Source organism: Mesorhizobium sp. J18 (assembly GCF_007829525.1).
In the GTDB taxonomy this organism is placed as follows: domain Bacteria; phylum Pseudomonadota; class Alphaproteobacteria; order Rhizobiales; family Rhizobiaceae; genus VLJP01.
In genome coordinates this window covers 1-17,121 of record NZ_VLJP01000028.1, presented here as the reverse complement: position 1 = coordinate 17,121, position 17,121 = coordinate 1, and the positions used below count along the sequence as shown (strand labels likewise).

Below are 17,121 nucleotides of genomic sequence, written 5' to 3'. Positions count from 1 at the left end.
ATGGCCGGCGTCAGCGGTTGCCTATCGATAATGGCCCCTGCCGTCCGGCAGAGGCCTTAGGTCTACTGTTCCGATCTTTCTTAGGGCAGGCTCTTATCCGGCATTGCCGTCTGCATCGATCAGCGCGCGCAGCTCCGCCACCCTGGCGTCGAGCAGCTTCCGGTCTCCACGGCTTTCCACATTGAGCCGCATCAGGGGCTCGGTGTTGGAAGCGCGCAGGTTGAAGCGCCAGTCGCCGAAGGCCATGCCGAGGCCGTCGATGGTCTCGATGGTCGGGTTTTGGCGCATGAAATGCTCGGAGACGCGCTCCTGCACCGCCTTCGGGTCAGCCACGGTGAAGTTGATCTCGCCCGAGCAGGGAAAGGCGGAGATCATCTCTTCCAGGAGGTCGGCAAGGCTTGCTCCCGTCGCATGGAGTTCGGCGATCACGGCAAGCCAGGTGATCATGCCGGAATCGCAATAGCTGAAATCGCGGAAATAATGATGCGCGCTCATCTCGCCGCCATAGATGGCGTTTTCCTCGCGCATCATCTTCTTGAAGAAGGCATGACCCGTGCGGCAGGGCTTGGCGATGCCGTCCGCCTTTTCCACGATGTCGATCGTGTTCCATGTCATGCGCGGATCGTAAAGGATCGTCGCGCCCGGCTCCTTGGCCAGCATGCGCTTGGCGATCAGGCCGACCAGATAATAGCCTTCGACGAAGCGGCCCTTGTGATCATACAGGAAGCAGCGGTCGAAATCGCCGTCCCATGCGATCGCCAGATCGGCGCCGTGCTCGACAACAGCCTTGCTCGCCTTCTCGCGCTTTTCGGGCAGCAGCGGATTGGGAACGCCGTTCGGCAGGTCGGGATCGGGTTCATGATCGATCTTGATGAACTGGAATGGCAGGTGCTTTTCCAGAAGATCGATGATCGGCCCGGCGCAGCCATTGCCCGCATGGCAGACGATCTTCATCGGCTTGAGGTCGAGATCGGAGACCTCCTCCAGCAGACGGTCGATATAGGCGCTGCGGTCCTGCTCGCCGTGAAGCTGGCCCCGCTTCGCATAGTCGTCCACCGTGGCGAGCGCCTCGCCGGAATTCATCAGCTTCTCGATCGGGCCGAAGGCGTTGTCCGTGGTGGCCGCCGCCGCGTCGTGCAGCACCATCTTGATGCCGTTGTAGTCCGGCGGATTGTGGCTCGCGGTCACCATCAGCCCGGCATCTGCTCCCGATCGCGCGGTGTGGAAATAGACTTCCTCCGTGCCGCAGCGGCCGACCGGCAGCACGCTGACCCCGCTGTCGAGCAGGCCCTGGATCAGGGCGGCGGCAAGTGCGGGACTTTCCTTGCGCATGTCATGGCCGACGACGACGCTCGAAGGCGAAAGCAGCTTTCGCGTCGCCTGCGCGAAGTGGTAGGCGAACGGGACGTTGATCTCGGAAGGTATCCGGCCGCGAATGTCGTAGGCTTTGAAGGGGGAACTCATGCGTGATTTTTCCCTTTCTCACACGCCGCGGGCGGGGCCGGCGGCAAATCTTTGCTATACTGAAACATAGCGATGCTAATGGTCATGTTCTGGCGGCAGTATGAACGCCTTTTGCTATCCGCCGTTCCCCGTGCTTGCACTTCAACTCATATAACAGTGCAGGACCGAGATTGAACGATACCGGCGGTTGCGAAAAGTCCTGGAGCCTCCTAATGACCGACATGGGGTGGACGAAGTCTATATCGGCTGAATTGGGGCATAAATGCAGTTCATCGATCTCGGCGCGCAGCGCGAGCGTATCAAGGACAGGCTCGAAACCGCGATAGCAAAGGTCGTCGCGGAGGGACGCTACATTCTCGGGCCTGAAGTGACGGAATTCGAAAAGCGGATCGCCGACTATGTCGGGGTCGAACATGCGGTGGCCTGCGCCAACGGCACGGATGCGCTTCTGATCCCGCTCATGGCGCTCGGCGTGGGCCCCGGCGACGCGGTCTTCTGCCCGAGCTTCACCTTTGCGGCGACGGCCGAAGTCGTGGCTCTTGCGGGCGCGGCTCCCGTCTTTGTCGATATCGACCCGGACAACTACAATATCGATCCGGCAAGCCTGGAGGCGGCAATCGCCGCCGTTCGAAGCGAAGGCCGCTTCACGCCGAAGGCGATCATCCCCGTCGATCTGTTTGGACTTTCCGCCGATTATGACGCTATCCTGGCCATAGCGGAGCGCGAAAAGCTCTTCATGGTCGAGGACGCCGCACAGGCGATCGGCGGCGAGCGGGCCGGCGTCAAGTGCGGCGCTTTCGGCCATGTGGCCGGCACCAGTTTCTACCCGGCCAAGCCGCTCGGCTGCTACGGCGACGGCGGCGCCATGTTCACCAATGACGGCGACCTTGCCGAGAAGCTTCGCTCCATTGCATTTCACGGCAAGGGCGCGAGCCAGTACGACAATGTGCGGATCGGGCTGAATTCGCGCCTCGACACCATTCAGGCGGCGATCCTTATCGAAAAGCTTGCTATACTGCCCGACGAGATGGACAAGCGGCAGGAAGTCGCACGACGCTATTCGGAGGGCCTTTCTGACGTGGTCAAGGTGCCCGTCATAGCCCAGCATTCGCGCTCGGCCTGGGCGCAATATGCCATCGAGACGGACAGGCGCGACGCCGTGCGCCAGCGCCTGCGTGAGGAAGGTATCCCCTCGGTCGTCTATTATGAGAAGCCGCTGCATGTGCAGAAGGCTTATGATCACTATCCGCGCACGCCTTCGGGCCTGACGGTTTCGGAGACGTTGCCAGATCGCATACTCTGCCTGCCGATGCATCCCTATCTCGAAAAGGGAGATCAGGATCGCATCATCGAAACGGTCCGCTCGGCTGTGTCCGAGGCGCCGGAGCGCCACGTCGCGGGGAGGTGATACGGCGCGATTGCAGGCTGGGAGGGAGACGCAGGAAAGGCTTTCCGCCATTTGCCGGCAGAGAGCAAAAGGACTTCCGGGAGGAGTGGTTTGTTGGACGGCATCAACTTGATACCGCCAAATTTCGCGTGATAGTGGCCGGCGAGTTCGGCTGACGACTGTTCGCAAAGGTTCCGTGAGTATGCATGCACCGCTGACCCACCTTCAGAGGCTCGAAGCCGAGTCGATCCACATCTTCCGTGAAGTGGCGGCTACCTTCACCAAGCCGGTCATGCTTTATTCGGTCGGAAAGGACTCCTCCGTCCTCCTGCATCTGGCGATGAAGGCCTTCTATCCAGCCAAACCGCCTTTCCCCTTCCTGCATGTCGATACGACCTGGAAATTCCGCGAGATGATCGCCTTCCGCGACCGCATGGCTGTCGAGCGCGGCTTCGATCTTCTCGTCTATATCAATGAGGAAGGCGTTCGTCAGGGCATCAATCCGTTCGATCACGGCTCCAACACCCATACCCATGTCATGAAGACCGTGGCGCTGCGCCAGGCGCTCGACAAATACGGCTTCGACGCTGCTTTCGGCGGTGCGCGGCGCGACGAGGAGAAGTCGCGCGCCAAGGAGCGCATCTTCTCCTTCCGCACGTCCAGCCATGCCTGGGACCCGAAGAACCAGCGGCCGGAAATGTGGAAGATCTACAATACCCGCGTCGCGCCGGGTGAATCGATCCGTGTGTTTCCGCTGTCGAACTGGACCGAGCTCGACATCTGGCAATACATTCTGCAGGAGAACATCCCGATCGTGCCGCTCTATTTCGCCAAGCGGCGGCCTATCGTGGAGCGCGACGGCATGATGATCCTCGTCGACGACGACCGCATGAAGCTGCGGCCCGGCGAGAAGGTGCAGGAACGCATGGTGCGCTTCCGCACGCTCGGCTGCTATCCGCTGACGGGCGCTATCGATTCCGAGGCCGATACCCTGGAGGGGATCGTTGCCGAAATGCTGACGGCGCGCACATCCGAGCGCCAGGGCCGCCTGATCGACCGTGACGAGGCCGGCTCCATGGAGAAGAAGAAGCGCGAAGGGTATTTCTGATCATGCGGAACATTGCCGAGCAGGCCCTGGCCGAAACCCAAGCCGCCGAGGTGCAGGATATCCGCGCCTATCTTGCAGAGCAGGAGAACAAGACGCTTCTGCGCTTCCTCACCTGCGGCTCGGTCGACGACGGCAAGTCGACACTGATCGGCCGTCTCCTTTACGACACCAAGCTGATCTTCGAGGACCAGCTTGCAGCCCTTGAACGCGATTCGCGAAAGCATGGCACGGCGGGCGAGGATATCGACTTCGCCCTTCTGGTCGACGGGCTGGAGGCGGAGCGCGAGCAGGGCATCACCATCGACGTGGCCTATCGCTTCTTCTCCACATCGAAGCGGAAGTTCATCGTCGCCGACACGCCGGGCCATGAGCAATATACGCGCAACATGGCGACCGGCGCCTCGACGGCCGATCTCGCCATCGTTCTGGTCGATGCGCGCCAGGGCATGCTGGTACAGACGCGGCGGCATTCCATCATCGCCTCGCTGCTCGGCATCCGCCATATCGTGCTCGCGGTGAACAAGATCGACCTCGTCGGCTTCGACCAGACGGTGTTCGAGCGTATCGCCGCCGACTACAAGGCTTTTGCCGGCAATCTTGGCTTCGAGAGCATCGTGCCGATCCCGATGTCCGCCCGCTACGGCGACAATGTCACCCGTGTTTCCGAGCACATGCCCTGGTATGATGGTCCTGTGCTGCTCCAGCATCTGGAAACGGTCGACGCGCAGCCTTCGGCGGAGAACAGGCCGTTCCGCTTTCCGGTGCAATATGTGCTGCGGCCCAATCTCGATTTCCGAGGCTTTGCGGGCACGATCGCTTCCGGCACCATCGCCGAGGGCGATCCCGTGGTGGTGGCGAAGTCCGGCAAGCCCTCGCGCGTGAAGCGCATCGTCACCTATGACGGTGATCTGAAGCAGGCTGTCGAGGGGCAGGCCGTCACCATCATGCTGGAAGACGAGATCGAGGTCTCGCGCGGCAATATGCTGGTCGCTCCCGATGCGCGCCCGCAAGTGGCCGATCAGTTCCAGGCCAAGATAATCTGGTTCAACGAGCACGCACTTCTGCCCGGCCGTTCCTATCTGCTGCGCACCGAGACGGATCAGGTGAACTCGACGATCACCGAGCTGAAATATCGGATCAATGTCAACAGTTTCGCCCATGAAGCGGCAAAGTCGCTCGAACTCAACGAGGTCGGCGTCTGCAATATCTCCGTCCAGTCACCGATCGCCTTCGATCCTTTCGGCGAGAACAGGACGACGGGCGCCTTCGTGCTCATCGACAGGCTGACCAATGCCACGGTCGGCGCGGGCATGATCACCCATTCGCTGCGCCGCGCGGCGAATATCCACTGGCAGGCGCTGGACGTGACCAAGCATTCGCGCGCCGAGCAGAAACACCAGAAGCCCGCGGTTCTCTGGTTCACCGGCCTTTCGGGCTCCGGCAAGTCGACCATCGCCAATCTGCTGGAGAAGAAGCTGCACGTCTCCGGCCGCCACACCTACATCCTCGACGGCGACAATGTCCGCCACGGGCTGAACCGCGATCTCGGCTTCACCGAGGAAGACCGTGTCGAGAACATCCGCCGCGTCGGTGAGGTGGCGCGCCTGATGGCCGATGCCGGTCTTATCGTGCTCGTTTCCTTCATCTCGCCCTTCCGGGCCGAGCGGCGCATGGCGCGCGAGCTGATGGAGGAGGGCGAATTCATCGAGGTCTTCGTCGATACGCCCTTCGAGGAATGCGTGAAGCGCGATCCCAAAGGTCTCTATGCGCGCGCGCTGAAAGGCGAGATCAAGAACTTCACCGGCGTGGATTCGCCCTATGAACCGCCGGAACAGGCCGATATCCATCTGCAGACCGTCGGCCGGTCGCCCGAGGAGATGGTGGACTATCTCGAAGACTGGCTGCGCGAGCGGGGTTACTGCTGATGGATGCCGGGGCGGACGTGGCAGAGCGCGAAGCCGCTATTGTGGCGCGGCTGGAGGAACTGGCGCTGGCCGCGGGCGGCGTCATTATGGAAATCTACCAAACCGGCTTCGATGTCGAGAGGAAGTCCGATTGTTCGCCGGTCACGGAAGCCGACCGACTGGCCGAGGCGGTGATCCTGAAGGGCCTGCGCGAGAGCTATCCCGACACGCCGATCGTCGCCGAGGAGGAGGCGAGTGCCGGTCGTTTGCCTGGCAGGTTGGACGGCGAGTTCTTTCTCGTCGACCCGCTGGACGGCACGAAGGAATTCATCAACCGGCGCAATGACTTCACTGTCAATATCGCACTCGTTCGCCAGGGCGTGCCGGTGCTCGGCGCCGTCTATGCGCCAGCCAAGACCGCTCTCTATTCCGGCCGGCCGGGACAGGCGGAACTGCTCGTCACCACACCCGACCACAGGGTCGAGAGCCGCAAGGCGATCAAGGTCCGCGAACCGAGGGACGTGCCGACGGTCGTTGCCAGCCGTTCGCATCGCACGCCTGAAACCGACGCCTTCATCGCCAAATTTCCCGGCGCGGAGATCGTTTCGGTCGGCTCCTCGCTGAAATTCTGCCTTCTGGCCGAGGGTGCCGCCGATCTCTATCCCCGTTTCGGCCGCACCATGGAATGGGACACGGCCGCCGGCGATGCCGTGCTGCGTGCCGCAGGCGGCCGCACACTGACGCTCGAAGGCGAGCCGCTCACCTATGGCAAGCGCAACCAGCCGGACGATACGGACTTCGCCAATCCCTTTTTCGTCTCTGAGGCCTGGGCGGTCGCCGGGTGAATCACCGGTTCCTGTCGGCGGCGGGAAGCAGCTTCGGCGATCTGCCCTGACGAAATGTGAGCGTCAGCAAAATCACCCCAGTTCATGCAGCCAAGGCGGATTCGCCCCGGCGCGGGTGACGGTCACAGCGGCCACGCCGATGGCGAAGGAGAGGGCATCCCGCACCTCGCTTTCATCGAGTTCCGCCAGCCCTTGCTTGCTCAGCAATCCGCGCTCGTGGAGGGCGGCCAGCAATCCGGCGTTGAAAGTGTCGCCAGCGCCGACAGTATCGGCGACCTGAACAGGACGCGCAGGTACATGGACCGTCGGCCCGCCATGCAGAAAGGCCGTAGCACCGTCGCCGCCGCGCGTGATCACCATCAGCCTCGGCCCGAGTTCCAGCCAGCGCCGCGCGATCTCCTCCTGCGGTCCGGTCTCGCCGAACCAGACCAGATCGTCCTCCGAAATCTTTACAATGTCGGCCATGGCGACCATCCGGCGCATGCGCGCCTCATGGGCCTGCCGGTCGGGAATGAAAGCCGGTCGTATGTTCGGATCGAACATGATGGCGCGACGCTTGTGCTCGCGCGCCATGAGGCTTTCATAGGCCGAGCCGCAGGGTTCCGGGATCAGGCTGATGCCGCCGAAGAGAAGACAGTCCACATCATTGCCGATATCCGGCAAATCGCCTGCGGTGATCATCCGGCCGGCGGTGTTCTCGTCATAGAAGACATAGCTTGCCTGGCCGCCGGCAAGACTGACGAAGGCGAGCGTCGTCGGCCGGTTCGAAATCTTGGCATAGCGGATATCCACATGGCTTGCGGCCAGGGCGGCCTGAAGCTGCTTGCCGAACAGATCCTCCGACAGGCCGGAAAAGAAACCCGTCGCCACGCCGAGCCTGCCCAGCGCGATGGCGCTGTTGAAGACCGCGCCGCCAGGATAAGGCACGAAAGCCGGGACGCCTTCTGCCGTGGTCTGCGGCAGCATGTCAATCAGGGCTTCGCCGCAACAAAGGATCATGGGCGCGGCCTCGTCTTCCGGCGGGCGCGACAGCGGGTCCATGTGCTGATGTCGGACATTCCACCTCCCATCCGGTCACATCTTCCGAGCAAAGCGGTTTCCGAATGGGACGAGTGCCGGTTGAAGTCAATCAAAAGGTTGGGTCGAACCATTGCTGCTGTCCCGACGGAATGACCGCAACTTGTGCGCCCGAATATATCACCGGCGCCTCACCAAAATGTGGGAGGAGAAATAATCCGTGATGTGTGATAAACGCCTGGCGTCAAGTGTTTTGTGGTGAGGCTTTATGAAAAGAACAGCCCTGCTGGCTGCCATTTTGCTGTCGATCTTTTCGGCCGCGTTCTTGTCCCCGGTGCAGGCCGAGGATTGCGCGTTGGCATCGGATGCGGCCAATCACCGTCCCGCCAGGCCATCGGAAATCCAGGTTCTGTGGAGCAGCCCGCGCCTGACCTATGCAAACACAACGAACCACTACGCCTCCTGCAGCTTCACGATGAAATCCGAGAACGGAAAGATCGCCGTCGAAACGTTTCTGAAGCCGGGCGAAACCATCACTCATCGACGGGTATCGGGCATCAGGGGAAACCCCGCCAATTGCCTGATCTACGAGGTCACTCCCTGCGACCCCGAGCATCGTTGGGACAATTGAGCCGCGGCATGGGCCGCCCTGCGGCTCAGTTTTCCTGAAGCTGGATGCCCGATTCGTCGATCCTCAGTTCGACGCCGGACGGCTTTGTCTCTTCGCGGAGGATATAGGCGCCAAGGCCGAGGACGAGGACGACCAGCGCGCCGATAATCATGTAGAGAAGGTTCGGTTTCATGTGGCGAGGAATCCGCGCTATGGAGGTAAACCGGGCTGTAACAGAATTTTCCTTTTCCGAGTAGCCGGATATGCCACATCTTCGGCGCCTTGAGTTCCTATGGGCTGCGCGATATTGACGCCTTGAAGCGAGAGGCCAAAGTGAGCGATCCGCGACGCCTTGTTTTCTGCCATTGTGAAAAAAACGGCGGCACGACCCTCATCCGGTTATTCAGGTCGATCCTAGGCATAAGGCATGTCGATCTGATCCCCGTCGATATAAGGGCGAACGAAGCCACGATCGACGATTTCGATGCCACCTTGGCGGCTGCTCCTTTCGCCGTCACCGTGGCAGGCCATTCGCTCAAGCCGCATATCGATTATGGACCGAGATCCGCCAAATTCACTCTGCTGCGCGATCCGGTCGACCGCTATCTCTCGGAGTTCAAGCACGACAGCGAAAGGCGCGGTTTCCAGGGATCGCTGGATGACTGGATGGAATTGCGCTCGAGGTGGAACTATCAGACCAAATTCATCGCCGGTATCCGTGATCTCTCGCAGGCCAAGAAAGTTCTCGAAAACAATCTGGAATTCTTCGGCTTCACGGACAGTTATGACGAATTCCTGCGGCTGGTCGGCGTAAATCTGGGCATGGCGGCGTTTTCCAGTGCCAGCAGCGCGCCTCAGAACAAGAGCAGGACAAGTCTGGAACTGACCGAGGCGCAGCGCGCAAAGGCCGAGGAACGCAACGGCCTCGACATGGAGCTGCTGAGCTTCGCGCAGGATCTCTACCGGGAGCGTCTGCCGGAATGGATGGCGAGATCGGCGGTTGAAGCCCGGAATTTTCGGGGCTTCGGTGAATACGGAAATATCCTGCTCAGGAATCTCTGGTACAAGCCCAAGCTTGGCATGATGCCGTTCGAGCATCACATGTTGCCGGTAAACGCGGTCAATGCACAGAAAGCCGAAGCCCTCGGCCTGGCAAGCTTCGACTAGGTTGCTCCAGCCTTGCGGAAGGTGAAACCCCGGTCGTCATTTGCGGCGAGTTCGTAGCCGATCTGTTTCATCATCGTCGGATAGTCCGCGCCCGTTACCGCAAGCGCAATATAGGCCAGGCCTTCCTGAATGACACCTTTCATTCCCGACAGGATGACCGTTTCCGAGCCGTTCGCGGTGATGCTTACAAGCCTTGGCGTCGGGATGCCCAGGCGCTTCAGCTCCGCGTCTATCGACGTCACGGATATGGAAGTCTCCACATAGCGGCTCGTGTCGATATCGAGCGCACCTTTGACGAGATTGGATGCCGGATGATTGGGATTTGACAGAAAGGCCAAAGTGCCGTCCGTCGACCAGGCACCCTTGCGCACCATGACGAGGCGGTCAGCCAGGCCGTTGCCGGCGGCGAAATCCTCGAGACAGGCGGCGCTTTTCAGATCGGGCTCGAACACGACGACGCGGCCTGCAGGGCCGACCAACCGCAGGAAATAAACCGAACGCGAACGGCCTGCTTGGACCAGGTCCCGGGGCGCGCCCACCTGAACAACCACATCGCCGTGCCGGATGATCGAATAGGGCATCTTGGAGCGGCGCATTTTTTCGCCAATGCCGTATTTCACCCTGTCCGGAGTATGGCTGAGCACAAAGGCGGCCGGGCGCGATGCTGCACGATAGGCGCGATGTCCGATCAGGAACTTGAGCGGAAGCAGTATGCCTTGGTCCCGCCTGGCAGGCATGACATCCCCTTCCTTGCCCCTAACTGCCCACACGGGCTAATGCCAAACATTGCCGGCCGCAATAGCGCGATCCTGCTGCTGCCGTTCTCTGAAGGCCTGCGTGAAGGATGGCGCCGACGGTCCGGCAAGAGCTATGGCTATCGAAAGGAAGACGAGCGGATCATCCATCAGGCCCTGGTGTAGATATGCCAGAGCGGCGGCTGATATGCGGTAGCCGATCAGGGCGGAGAGCAGAATCTGCCAGGCCGGCTCATCGGAAGCGCGCAACTGCATGAAATTGGTCGGCAGACCGAAGAAGACCAGGAAGCAGATGAGGACCGCGCCGAGAATCACGCCATGCCGGTAGAGAAGCGTGACATAGGTGTTATGCGCGCCGCGAACCTTGCGTTCGGCGCTTGGGGTGGCAAGGGTAACGTAATCGCCTCCTCCGGATCCTAAAAGCAGCGTCTTGGCGCTCTGCCGCATGGCCTCCAGGAAGAAGGCGGATTCGGCGATCCGTGAATCCATCGAATGATCGCCTACGGCGACCGCCTTTTCCCAGTCCGCGAGTGCCTTGTCCATCCGGGACGGCTTGCTGTTCGCAGGTTCCCCGCTGGCTGTCGTCGGGCTTGTGGTCGAGCGGGTGACAAAGTCATCCGTCTCGATGGCGGGCTCTCCGGCCTTTTGGGGGATGCGGTCCGATTCCGCGATCACATGCGAGATCCTGAGCCGGTCGAAGACCGGGATCGAAGCAGTCATGGGAATGCCGACAGCCACCACCGCCACGCCCGCCGCCGCCAGAATGCGAGCATTTCTGGCCCACGAAAAGCGGCCGTCCAGCAAGGACAGGCCGATGACGGAAACGGCTCCGATCGCGATGCCGAGCATGAGCGATCGTGTGAGGCCGAATGCCGTCACGAAAACAATGAGCGCTATCGCCACGAGCAGCAGGCCGAACCGTATGCCCCGGGTCATGGCAGCCGACGCGATGAGGATGGTCGAGAACAGAACCTCCCAGTCGCGGCCGTAGCGCATCCTGCCGCCTTCCGCCAGGAAGAGATGGAGGCCGATCCGCAGCACGAAATAAACGGCCATTGTCGTCAGGATCGCCGTCAGCATCGTCCTCGCGGGCACGTTCTTCACCGCCCAGAGCGAAAAGAGCAGGAACCCGGCAGAGGCGCCGTAACGGGCGAAATCGCCGAATAGGAAGACATTGATCCGGCCCTCCAGCGCTCCGAGCAGGAGGTAGGGAGTCACGGCCGCAACGAAGACAAGGACGGCGGGGCGAAACTGTCTAAGCAATTGAACGAGAATGGGAAGGTAGACGAGGCCCTGGGCCGCGATCCACCCGGTATAGAAGGTGGTCATGATATCGCGACGGTCGGCCGCGGGCCAATAGACGCGAATGTCGTACCAGACGATCTTGGAAAAGACGATCAGACAGAAGGCCCAGAACAGGATCTCCGGAAATCTCTTTTCGTTGGTCATAGCATCGCTTCTGATGACGGTCTTGGCCTTCGACCTTGGCCGCACAGAAATCGCAAAATCAGCGTGACTGCAAGGCTTTAGCGCCCTGGCGACCTGCCCTCGAGCCGAAAATGACCATCTTATCGGCCTGCCAGCCCCTCAAGCACCATCAAGGCTCTATGTGAAGGGTGAGGAGGCCCTCCCTGCGCAGGGACAGTCATGGCTGCAGGAATGCGGACAGCCGCACGGGAGCTAAAAAGGCCCGGATTCTGGCCTGCGTCAGCGACCCGAATCATCCCGTAATTTCTGGAAAGGGAAGCCACCTCTAGTTGATACCTTACCGAGACATGCCTGGGCAGGTTGCGCCACCCACAATTCCCTGTGCCTAATAATTTCCATTTGTAACTTTCCGTTATCTTGAGTAGGGGGGTAGAGGGGCAGCTATAGTTGGGGGGCGCATTGAAACGGAGCCTGGCCGGATGGAATCCAATTCGCGACATCCTGTCCAACGGGAAAACCAGGGCTCTCAGAGACCGCATCAAGGAGCTTGAGGACGAGTTAGCTGGCGAGCGGCAGCGGGCCGATAGCCTGGCAGGAAGCCTCGCGTCACTCGAGCGCGACATAAGCCAAGCGGCTTTTGAGGCAAGTAGAAAAGACCATCTGATCGACCTTTTGGAAGGCAAAGTCAGCAATGTCACGCTGGCGGCCCTGCGGTCTGAGTTCGGAAATAAGGATGCCGTTCGTATCGCACGCTCGCTCTACGATGTCGTGTTCGTTGACGCCCTGAAGCAGGGGTGTTCGCTATCGGAAGCGGCGGTAAAGACAACCAGAACCCAGATGGCATGGGGCGACGCGCCATTTCCCATGCCGATCGTTCTTTCACTTCTCGCCAATCCTTCAACAATGTCGGCAGGATATCTTGCGTTCGGTGTTCTGTTGGCGAGGCGCAATCTCTTGCCCTCTGCGCTTGATGCGTTCCTGCGTGCTGATCGAGATGAATTAAGAAAGCTCGCTTATCCGGAGTTCATCAGCGCATTGGCGAGCAAATGCCCTGATGAAGTCACGATGGAACGGGATTTTCTCGCCAATATGATGGTTGGGGAAGAGAACCCCGGTTATCTGCACTCGCTGATCCGTGCTTTGTACGGAAACGGTCTTAAAGATAGCGCGTTGGTATTGGCTGATAGGATCAGGCAAGCGCCAGAACGAAAGAAGATTCTGGTTGGCCCCCTCAAGAACCAGATAGAGTGGTTTTCAGCCTACGAGAAATTTGTACTTGAAAAAATCGCATGGCACGACGCCGCGGCTGCATCCGGAGCTCCGATCGTCGCCCTCCTAGACTACAAGCAACCGGATGTGAGTTTTACCTCAATCAATATTGGGGACTATATCCAGACGCTTGCGATGCTTGGCTGCATCCTACGGCTGTCAAACATTGACATTGAAGGTCACAGCACTTTGACGGCGGCCATCTCTTCATTGCAGAGCAGGGTTCGTCAGGACCGGATCGCTACAGGACAGAAAGCAAAAATTGCTCTGACGGTGCTGGACCGCGACGCAACCTATGACGCGCCGCCGCCGCCCGGCACCTGGCTGCTGGCGTTCGGGTGGCATATGCACAAATCATTTTCCGGCAGGTTGGCGTTTCCTTATCATCCCAATGTCCGGCCGATCTTTCTTTCTTTCCACTGCAACAAGCCGGAGATGTTAAACGATGAAGGTATCGAATACTTAAGACGCTACTCTCCCATAGGATGCCGCGACTGGACCACCGTATACCTTCTGCAGTCGCGGGGGGTTCCAGCCTTTTTCTCAGGATGCGTGACGACAACCATCGATACTCTGTTCGCCCCGCGCGAGACAGGAAGCCAGTCTGGCCAAACGGCCTTTATCGATGCACCGTCATTGGCTGACGAACAGGGAAATTGCAGCAGGAAAATTACGCATGGGAAGGCCGAATATCGATGGACAGATTTCTCCACCAATCTTCGACAGGCGGTAGACCTTCTTGAGGAGTACCGCACCCAATATGATCGGATCGTAACGTCACGACTTCACGCCTATCTGCCTTGCGCGGCAATGGGATTGCCTGTGGAGTTCAGGCCGAACAGACAGTCTGACATTCGCTTTGAGGGATTGCTTGATCTTGACCATGAGATGATTGAAAGCATCCGAAATCCCTTGCTGGAAAAGACAGCGGCAATTCTTAACCTCATTGCGACCGGAGTTGACGCGGATCAAGTCTATTCAGCCTGGTCCGACATGTGCCGAGAAGATGTGGATGAAGCAAAGGGCCGATGTGCAAATATCCCGGATATCCGGTTGTCGGCAGATGACGTCAAAGCATTGGTGGCCGAACCATTAAGCGGGCGAGTTTCCTACGGTGAATTCAGCCCTGATGTCGATCCGGCCTCGATAGTGCATGTCGCCCTGGCTGCGGATAGAGGATACGCATCCTATCTGTGCGTCGTTCTGCAATCTATTCTCCGCAACAGTGAAAGACCGGTTCAATTTCACATCCTGTCGCGGGGCCTTGAGGAAAAGCATTACAATCTCATTGGAGAACGGCTCTCTTCGAGTAAATGCTGTGTTCAGTTTCTTCCGTTCGATAGTATCGACTACGGAAATATCGTAGGAATGTATGCTCGGACGACATTCTCAACCATGGATCGCCTGCTGCTTCCATATATCCTGCCAGATGTCAGAAAAATTGCTTATATCGACATAGATGTTGTCGTTCTAGGTGATGTCGGTACGCTTTACGACATCGATTTAGGGGGCATGCCACTGGCAGCGCGCGGGAGTATCGCACCGGAAGCCTCTGGTGGGTTCTCCTATGTTATCCCGGCATCGATACGGTTGGCACCGAATTTCGCAAATGAATTCCGGCGACGAATGGCTTTGCGCTCGGATCTCGCATTTCCCACGTTCAATGCTGGAGTTCTCGTTCTGGATCTGGAACAGATGCGTAAGATCCGGTTTTGTGAAGAGTTTCTTCCTTATGTGACCAGGTACGGATTGAACGATCAAGAATTGTTGAACTGTTTTGCCGCCGGCAACTGGTGCCCGCTACCGAAAGACTGGAACGCCTGGCCGACACAGGAGATATTGAATCAGCCCAAGCTTGTTCATTTTGTTGGCATCAACAAACCATGGAATGGACATAACCTGCCATTCGCCAATATTTGGCGCGCATATCGAAATGAAGTCGAGGATTTGGCAAGCGCGTTACAATGAGATGAGGTTCTAGGCCTGAGGTTTGCGGCAAGGCGAAGTTGGGCATGCCTTTGCACTTATGCCTCTGGCTCCGCGCTCGGAGACCGGCTTTCCCGCAAGCAGGAAGACCACTCTTCAGCAACTTGCGCGCCAGAGGCGCCTGGAACCCTGGCCCATGCGCTTTTCCGCGCTCGCCACTGCAGAAAATAAAAGAGGGTTACGGCCGGCGTGATTGTCACTCCATCCTGGCGATGGGGTTGCGTCGCTTGGGAAGAGTTTACGCCGTCGGCTGCACTGCACCCAAGCCCCCGCTAGGGCAGCCGACGGCGTTCTGTCTGGTGCGGTGTCAGCTTGGTGGCTTTGGTTCCTGCACCTTTACGGGCGCACCCTTTAGCAGTTCGCATCGCGGCAGCCGACTAGCGGATTCTGCCCGGTCAATAATGGGGAGTTGACATTCGTGAAATTGTGCCCGTCTTCGCGCGGCAATTCTGTTCGGGCTCATTGAAGGGAGCCGCACCCGCCGGCCGGAACATATGCTGTTGTTCAGGGGTTTTGCATGGCGGTCGAATAGCCGGTCGCTCGAATCGCGACGGTGAGCAGAAACAGAATAAGGGACTGTCTCACCATATCGCGCCCGATCCGGCCCGATGCCTCGCGAGACAGCATCGGACGAAGGAAAGAGGCCAAGCCGTAGGGCAGGGCCTCGCCCGACGGCGAGGCCCTGTGGAGTTCATCGGCTGGCCACAATGCCGGCGATGACACCTGTCGCGATGCTGATCAGCAGGTAGTCGTTATCGACCTTGACCCACTGTTGCCCCCGTGCCGGCTTCTTCAGTCCATGGCGGTGATAGTCACGGACAGCAGCCCGCTTCTTCCAGTCGGATATCCGATCGCCCCTTTTCCAATGGTGACGGGCATGCTGCTTTGAAACATGCTTCTTGTACACTGCCGGACGCTTCTTCTCGACATGCTGGTATGCCGGAGGCCGGTTGTCGTGGCGGGGTTGGGCATTTGCCAGCGGAGCCATCATCACAGAGGCGGCAACGGCGGCGAGAAGGATTTTGCTGAGGCGTTTCATCGATGGTTTCTCCTGTTTCCGATGCATGGAATGTGATGCCCGGACAGTGAACCCAGGATGAACGCCTTCATTAAGTTTATGTAATGAACCGAGGGATTTAGGAAGGTTAATTCAAGCGCACAAAGTTCTCTTGAACGGTTCGAACGGCATGTTCCAACTGACCTGCCACTGAACTTTCATCCAGCGGCGATTAGAGCCTCGTCCGTTTGTGTTACGCCCTGAGGCGCGTGTTGAGCAACCGGATTGGCGGTTGCGGCGAGAAGCCCGGCGAAAGCCGCCGGGGTTTGATAGCCAAGCGAGGAGTGCGGCCTCGTCGTATTGAAATCCTCCACCCATTCGGCGATGGCGCTGCGGGCATGGTCGAGGCCGAAGAACAGGCTCTCGTTCAGGAGCTCATCGCGCATCCGCCCGTTGAAGCTCTCGACATAGCCGTTCTGCATCGGTTTGCCGGGCGCGATGTAGTGCCACTCGACACGATGATCCTTCGACCAGGCCAGGATTGCGTTCGAAGTGAACTCGGTGCCGTGATCGGACACGATCATCCCCGGTTTACCGCGGCGAGCGACCAGGCCGGTCAGTTCACGAGCAACGCGCCTGCCGGAGATCGAGGTGTCGGGGATTGCGGCAAGACATTCCCGCGTCACGTCATCGACGATGTTCAGCACCCGGAACCGCCGCCCGCAGGCAAACTGGTCATGCACGAAGTCCAGCGACCATCGAGCGTTTGCCTTTGCCTCAACCAGGATCGGAGCACGTGTGCCGACTGCTCGTCGTCGTGATCGGCGCTTGCGAACCGTCAGCCCTTCCTCCCGGTAGAGACGGTATATGCGATTGACCCCCGATGGTTCGCCCTCCCGCCGCAGCAGGATGAATAGCCGACGATAGCCGAAGCGGCGGCGCTCGTTGGCGAGATTCCGTAGCCGACCGCGCAACTCTGTCTCCGGCCGACGGCACGACTGGTAGCGCACCATCTTCCGGTCCGCTCCGACGATGGAACAGGCCCGCCGTTCCGACAGGCCCATGACGGCCTGCAGATGCGCGACGGCTTCGCGCTTCACGGCGGGCCCTACCATTTTTTTGACAGAAGCTCCTTAAGCGCGGCCGCTTCCAGCATCTGGTCGGCCAACAGCTTCTTCAGCTTC

The 17,121-nt window shown here is 59.5% G+C and carries 13 protein-coding genes and 1 pseudogene; 7 read left to right on the top strand and 7 right to left on the bottom strand.

What is annotated here, in order from left to right:
• Positions 1 to 93 precede the first annotated feature (93 nt).
• Complete coding sequence (locus tag L598_RS11945) at positions 94 to 1,464, bottom strand: phosphomannomutase (protein WP_144862750.1); 1,371 nt, start codon at positions 1,462 to 1,464, stop codon at positions 94 to 96.
• A 262-nt stretch (positions 1,465 to 1,726) separates the two neighbouring features.
• Here L598_RS11945 and L598_RS11940 point away from each other — a divergent pair, with 262 nt between their 5' ends.
• From L598_RS11940 to cysQ, 4 genes are all read left to right on the top strand, one after another.
• On the top strand, positions 1,727 to 2,872 hold the full coding sequence (locus L598_RS11940; protein ID WP_144862749.1) for a DegT/DnrJ/EryC1/StrS aminotransferase family protein: 1,146 nt from the start codon (positions 1,727 to 1,729) through the stop codon (positions 2,870 to 2,872).
• Positions 2,873 to 3,053: 181 nt separating this feature from the next.
• Positions 3,054 to 3,959: a sulfate adenylyltransferase subunit CysD gene (gene cysD, locus L598_RS11935; RefSeq protein WP_144862773.1), complete on the top strand. Its 906-nt coding sequence runs from the start codon at positions 3,054 to 3,056 to the stop codon at positions 3,957 to 3,959.
• A 2-nt stretch (positions 3,960 to 3,961) separates the two neighbouring features.
• Positions 3,962 to 5,884: a sulfate adenylyltransferase subunit CysN gene (cysN, locus tag L598_RS11930; protein WP_144862748.1), complete on the top strand. Its 1,923-nt coding sequence runs from the start codon at positions 3,962 to 3,964 to the stop codon at positions 5,882 to 5,884.
• A complete protein-coding gene (gene cysQ / locus L598_RS11925) occupies positions 5,884 to 6,708 on the top strand; it encodes a 3'(2'),5'-bisphosphate nucleotidase CysQ (RefSeq protein ID WP_186445019.1) in 825 nt (274 codons plus the stop codon). The genes cysN and cysQ overlap by 1 nt, the downstream gene beginning before the upstream one ends.
• A gap of 72 nt (positions 6,709 to 6,780) precedes the next feature.
• On the opposite strand, the gene L598_RS11920 is transcribed toward cysQ, so the two are convergent.
• The gene (locus tag L598_RS11920) at positions 6,781 to 7,707 is read right to left on the bottom strand and encodes a carbohydrate kinase (RefSeq protein WP_144862771.1); all 927 of its coding nucleotides are present in this window, start codon (positions 7,705 to 7,707) and stop codon (positions 6,781 to 6,783) included.
• Between the two features lie 286 nt (positions 7,708 to 7,993).
• Between L598_RS11920 and L598_RS11915 the strand changes: the two genes are divergently transcribed.
• Complete coding sequence (locus L598_RS11915; protein WP_186445018.1) at positions 7,994 to 8,356, top strand: hypothetical protein; 363 nt, start codon at positions 7,994 to 7,996, stop codon at positions 8,354 to 8,356.
• Between the two features lie 25 nt (positions 8,357 to 8,381).
• On the opposite strand, the gene L598_RS21440 is transcribed toward L598_RS11915, so the two are convergent.
• The gene (locus L598_RS21440) at positions 8,382 to 8,528 is read right to left on the bottom strand and encodes a hypothetical protein (RefSeq protein WP_186445017.1); all 147 of its coding nucleotides are present in this window, start codon (positions 8,526 to 8,528) and stop codon (positions 8,382 to 8,384) included.
• Between the two features lie 140 nt (positions 8,529 to 8,668).
• Between L598_RS21440 and L598_RS11910 the strand changes: the two genes are divergently transcribed.
• Positions 8,669 to 9,502 carry a sulfotransferase family 2 domain-containing protein gene (locus tag L598_RS11910; protein ID WP_186445016.1) on the top strand — a complete coding sequence of 278 codons (834 nt, stop codon included), beginning with the start codon at positions 8,669 to 8,671 and terminating at the stop codon, positions 9,500 to 9,502.
• Here the strand turns inward: L598_RS11910 and L598_RS11905 are convergent.
• Entirely contained in the window at positions 9,499 to 10,239 is a 741-nt protein-coding gene (locus L598_RS11905) for an FkbM family methyltransferase (RefSeq protein ID WP_144862745.1), read from the bottom strand. The two genes, L598_RS11910 and L598_RS11905, sit on opposite strands and share 4 nt — an antisense overlap.
• 36 nt (positions 10,240 to 10,275) lie before the next feature.
• Positions 10,276 to 11,706, bottom strand: a complete 1,431-nt coding sequence (locus L598_RS11900; protein ID WP_144862744.1) for a hypothetical protein — start codon at positions 11,704 to 11,706, stop codon at positions 10,276 to 10,278.
• Between the two features lie 438 nt (positions 11,707 to 12,144).
• Here L598_RS11900 and L598_RS11895 point away from each other — a divergent pair, with 438 nt between their 5' ends.
• Positions 12,145 to 14,922 carry a glycosyltransferase gene (locus tag L598_RS11895; RefSeq protein WP_144862743.1) on the top strand — a complete coding sequence of 926 codons (2,778 nt, stop codon included), beginning with the start codon at positions 12,145 to 12,147 and terminating at the stop codon, positions 14,920 to 14,922.
• A gap of 709 nt (positions 14,923 to 15,631) precedes the next feature.
• On the opposite strand, the gene L598_RS11890 is transcribed toward L598_RS11895, so the two are convergent.
• Together L598_RS11890 and L598_RS11885 are read right to left on the bottom strand one after the other, a co-directional pair.
• The gene (locus L598_RS11890; RefSeq protein ID WP_144862742.1) at positions 15,632 to 15,979 is read right to left on the bottom strand and encodes an RcnB family protein; all 348 of its coding nucleotides are present in this window, start codon (positions 15,977 to 15,979) and stop codon (positions 15,632 to 15,634) included.
• A gap of 176 nt (positions 15,980 to 16,155) precedes the next feature.
• Positions 16,156 to 17,121: pseudogene (locus L598_RS11885) on the bottom strand (IS3 family transposase); the annotation flags it as partial.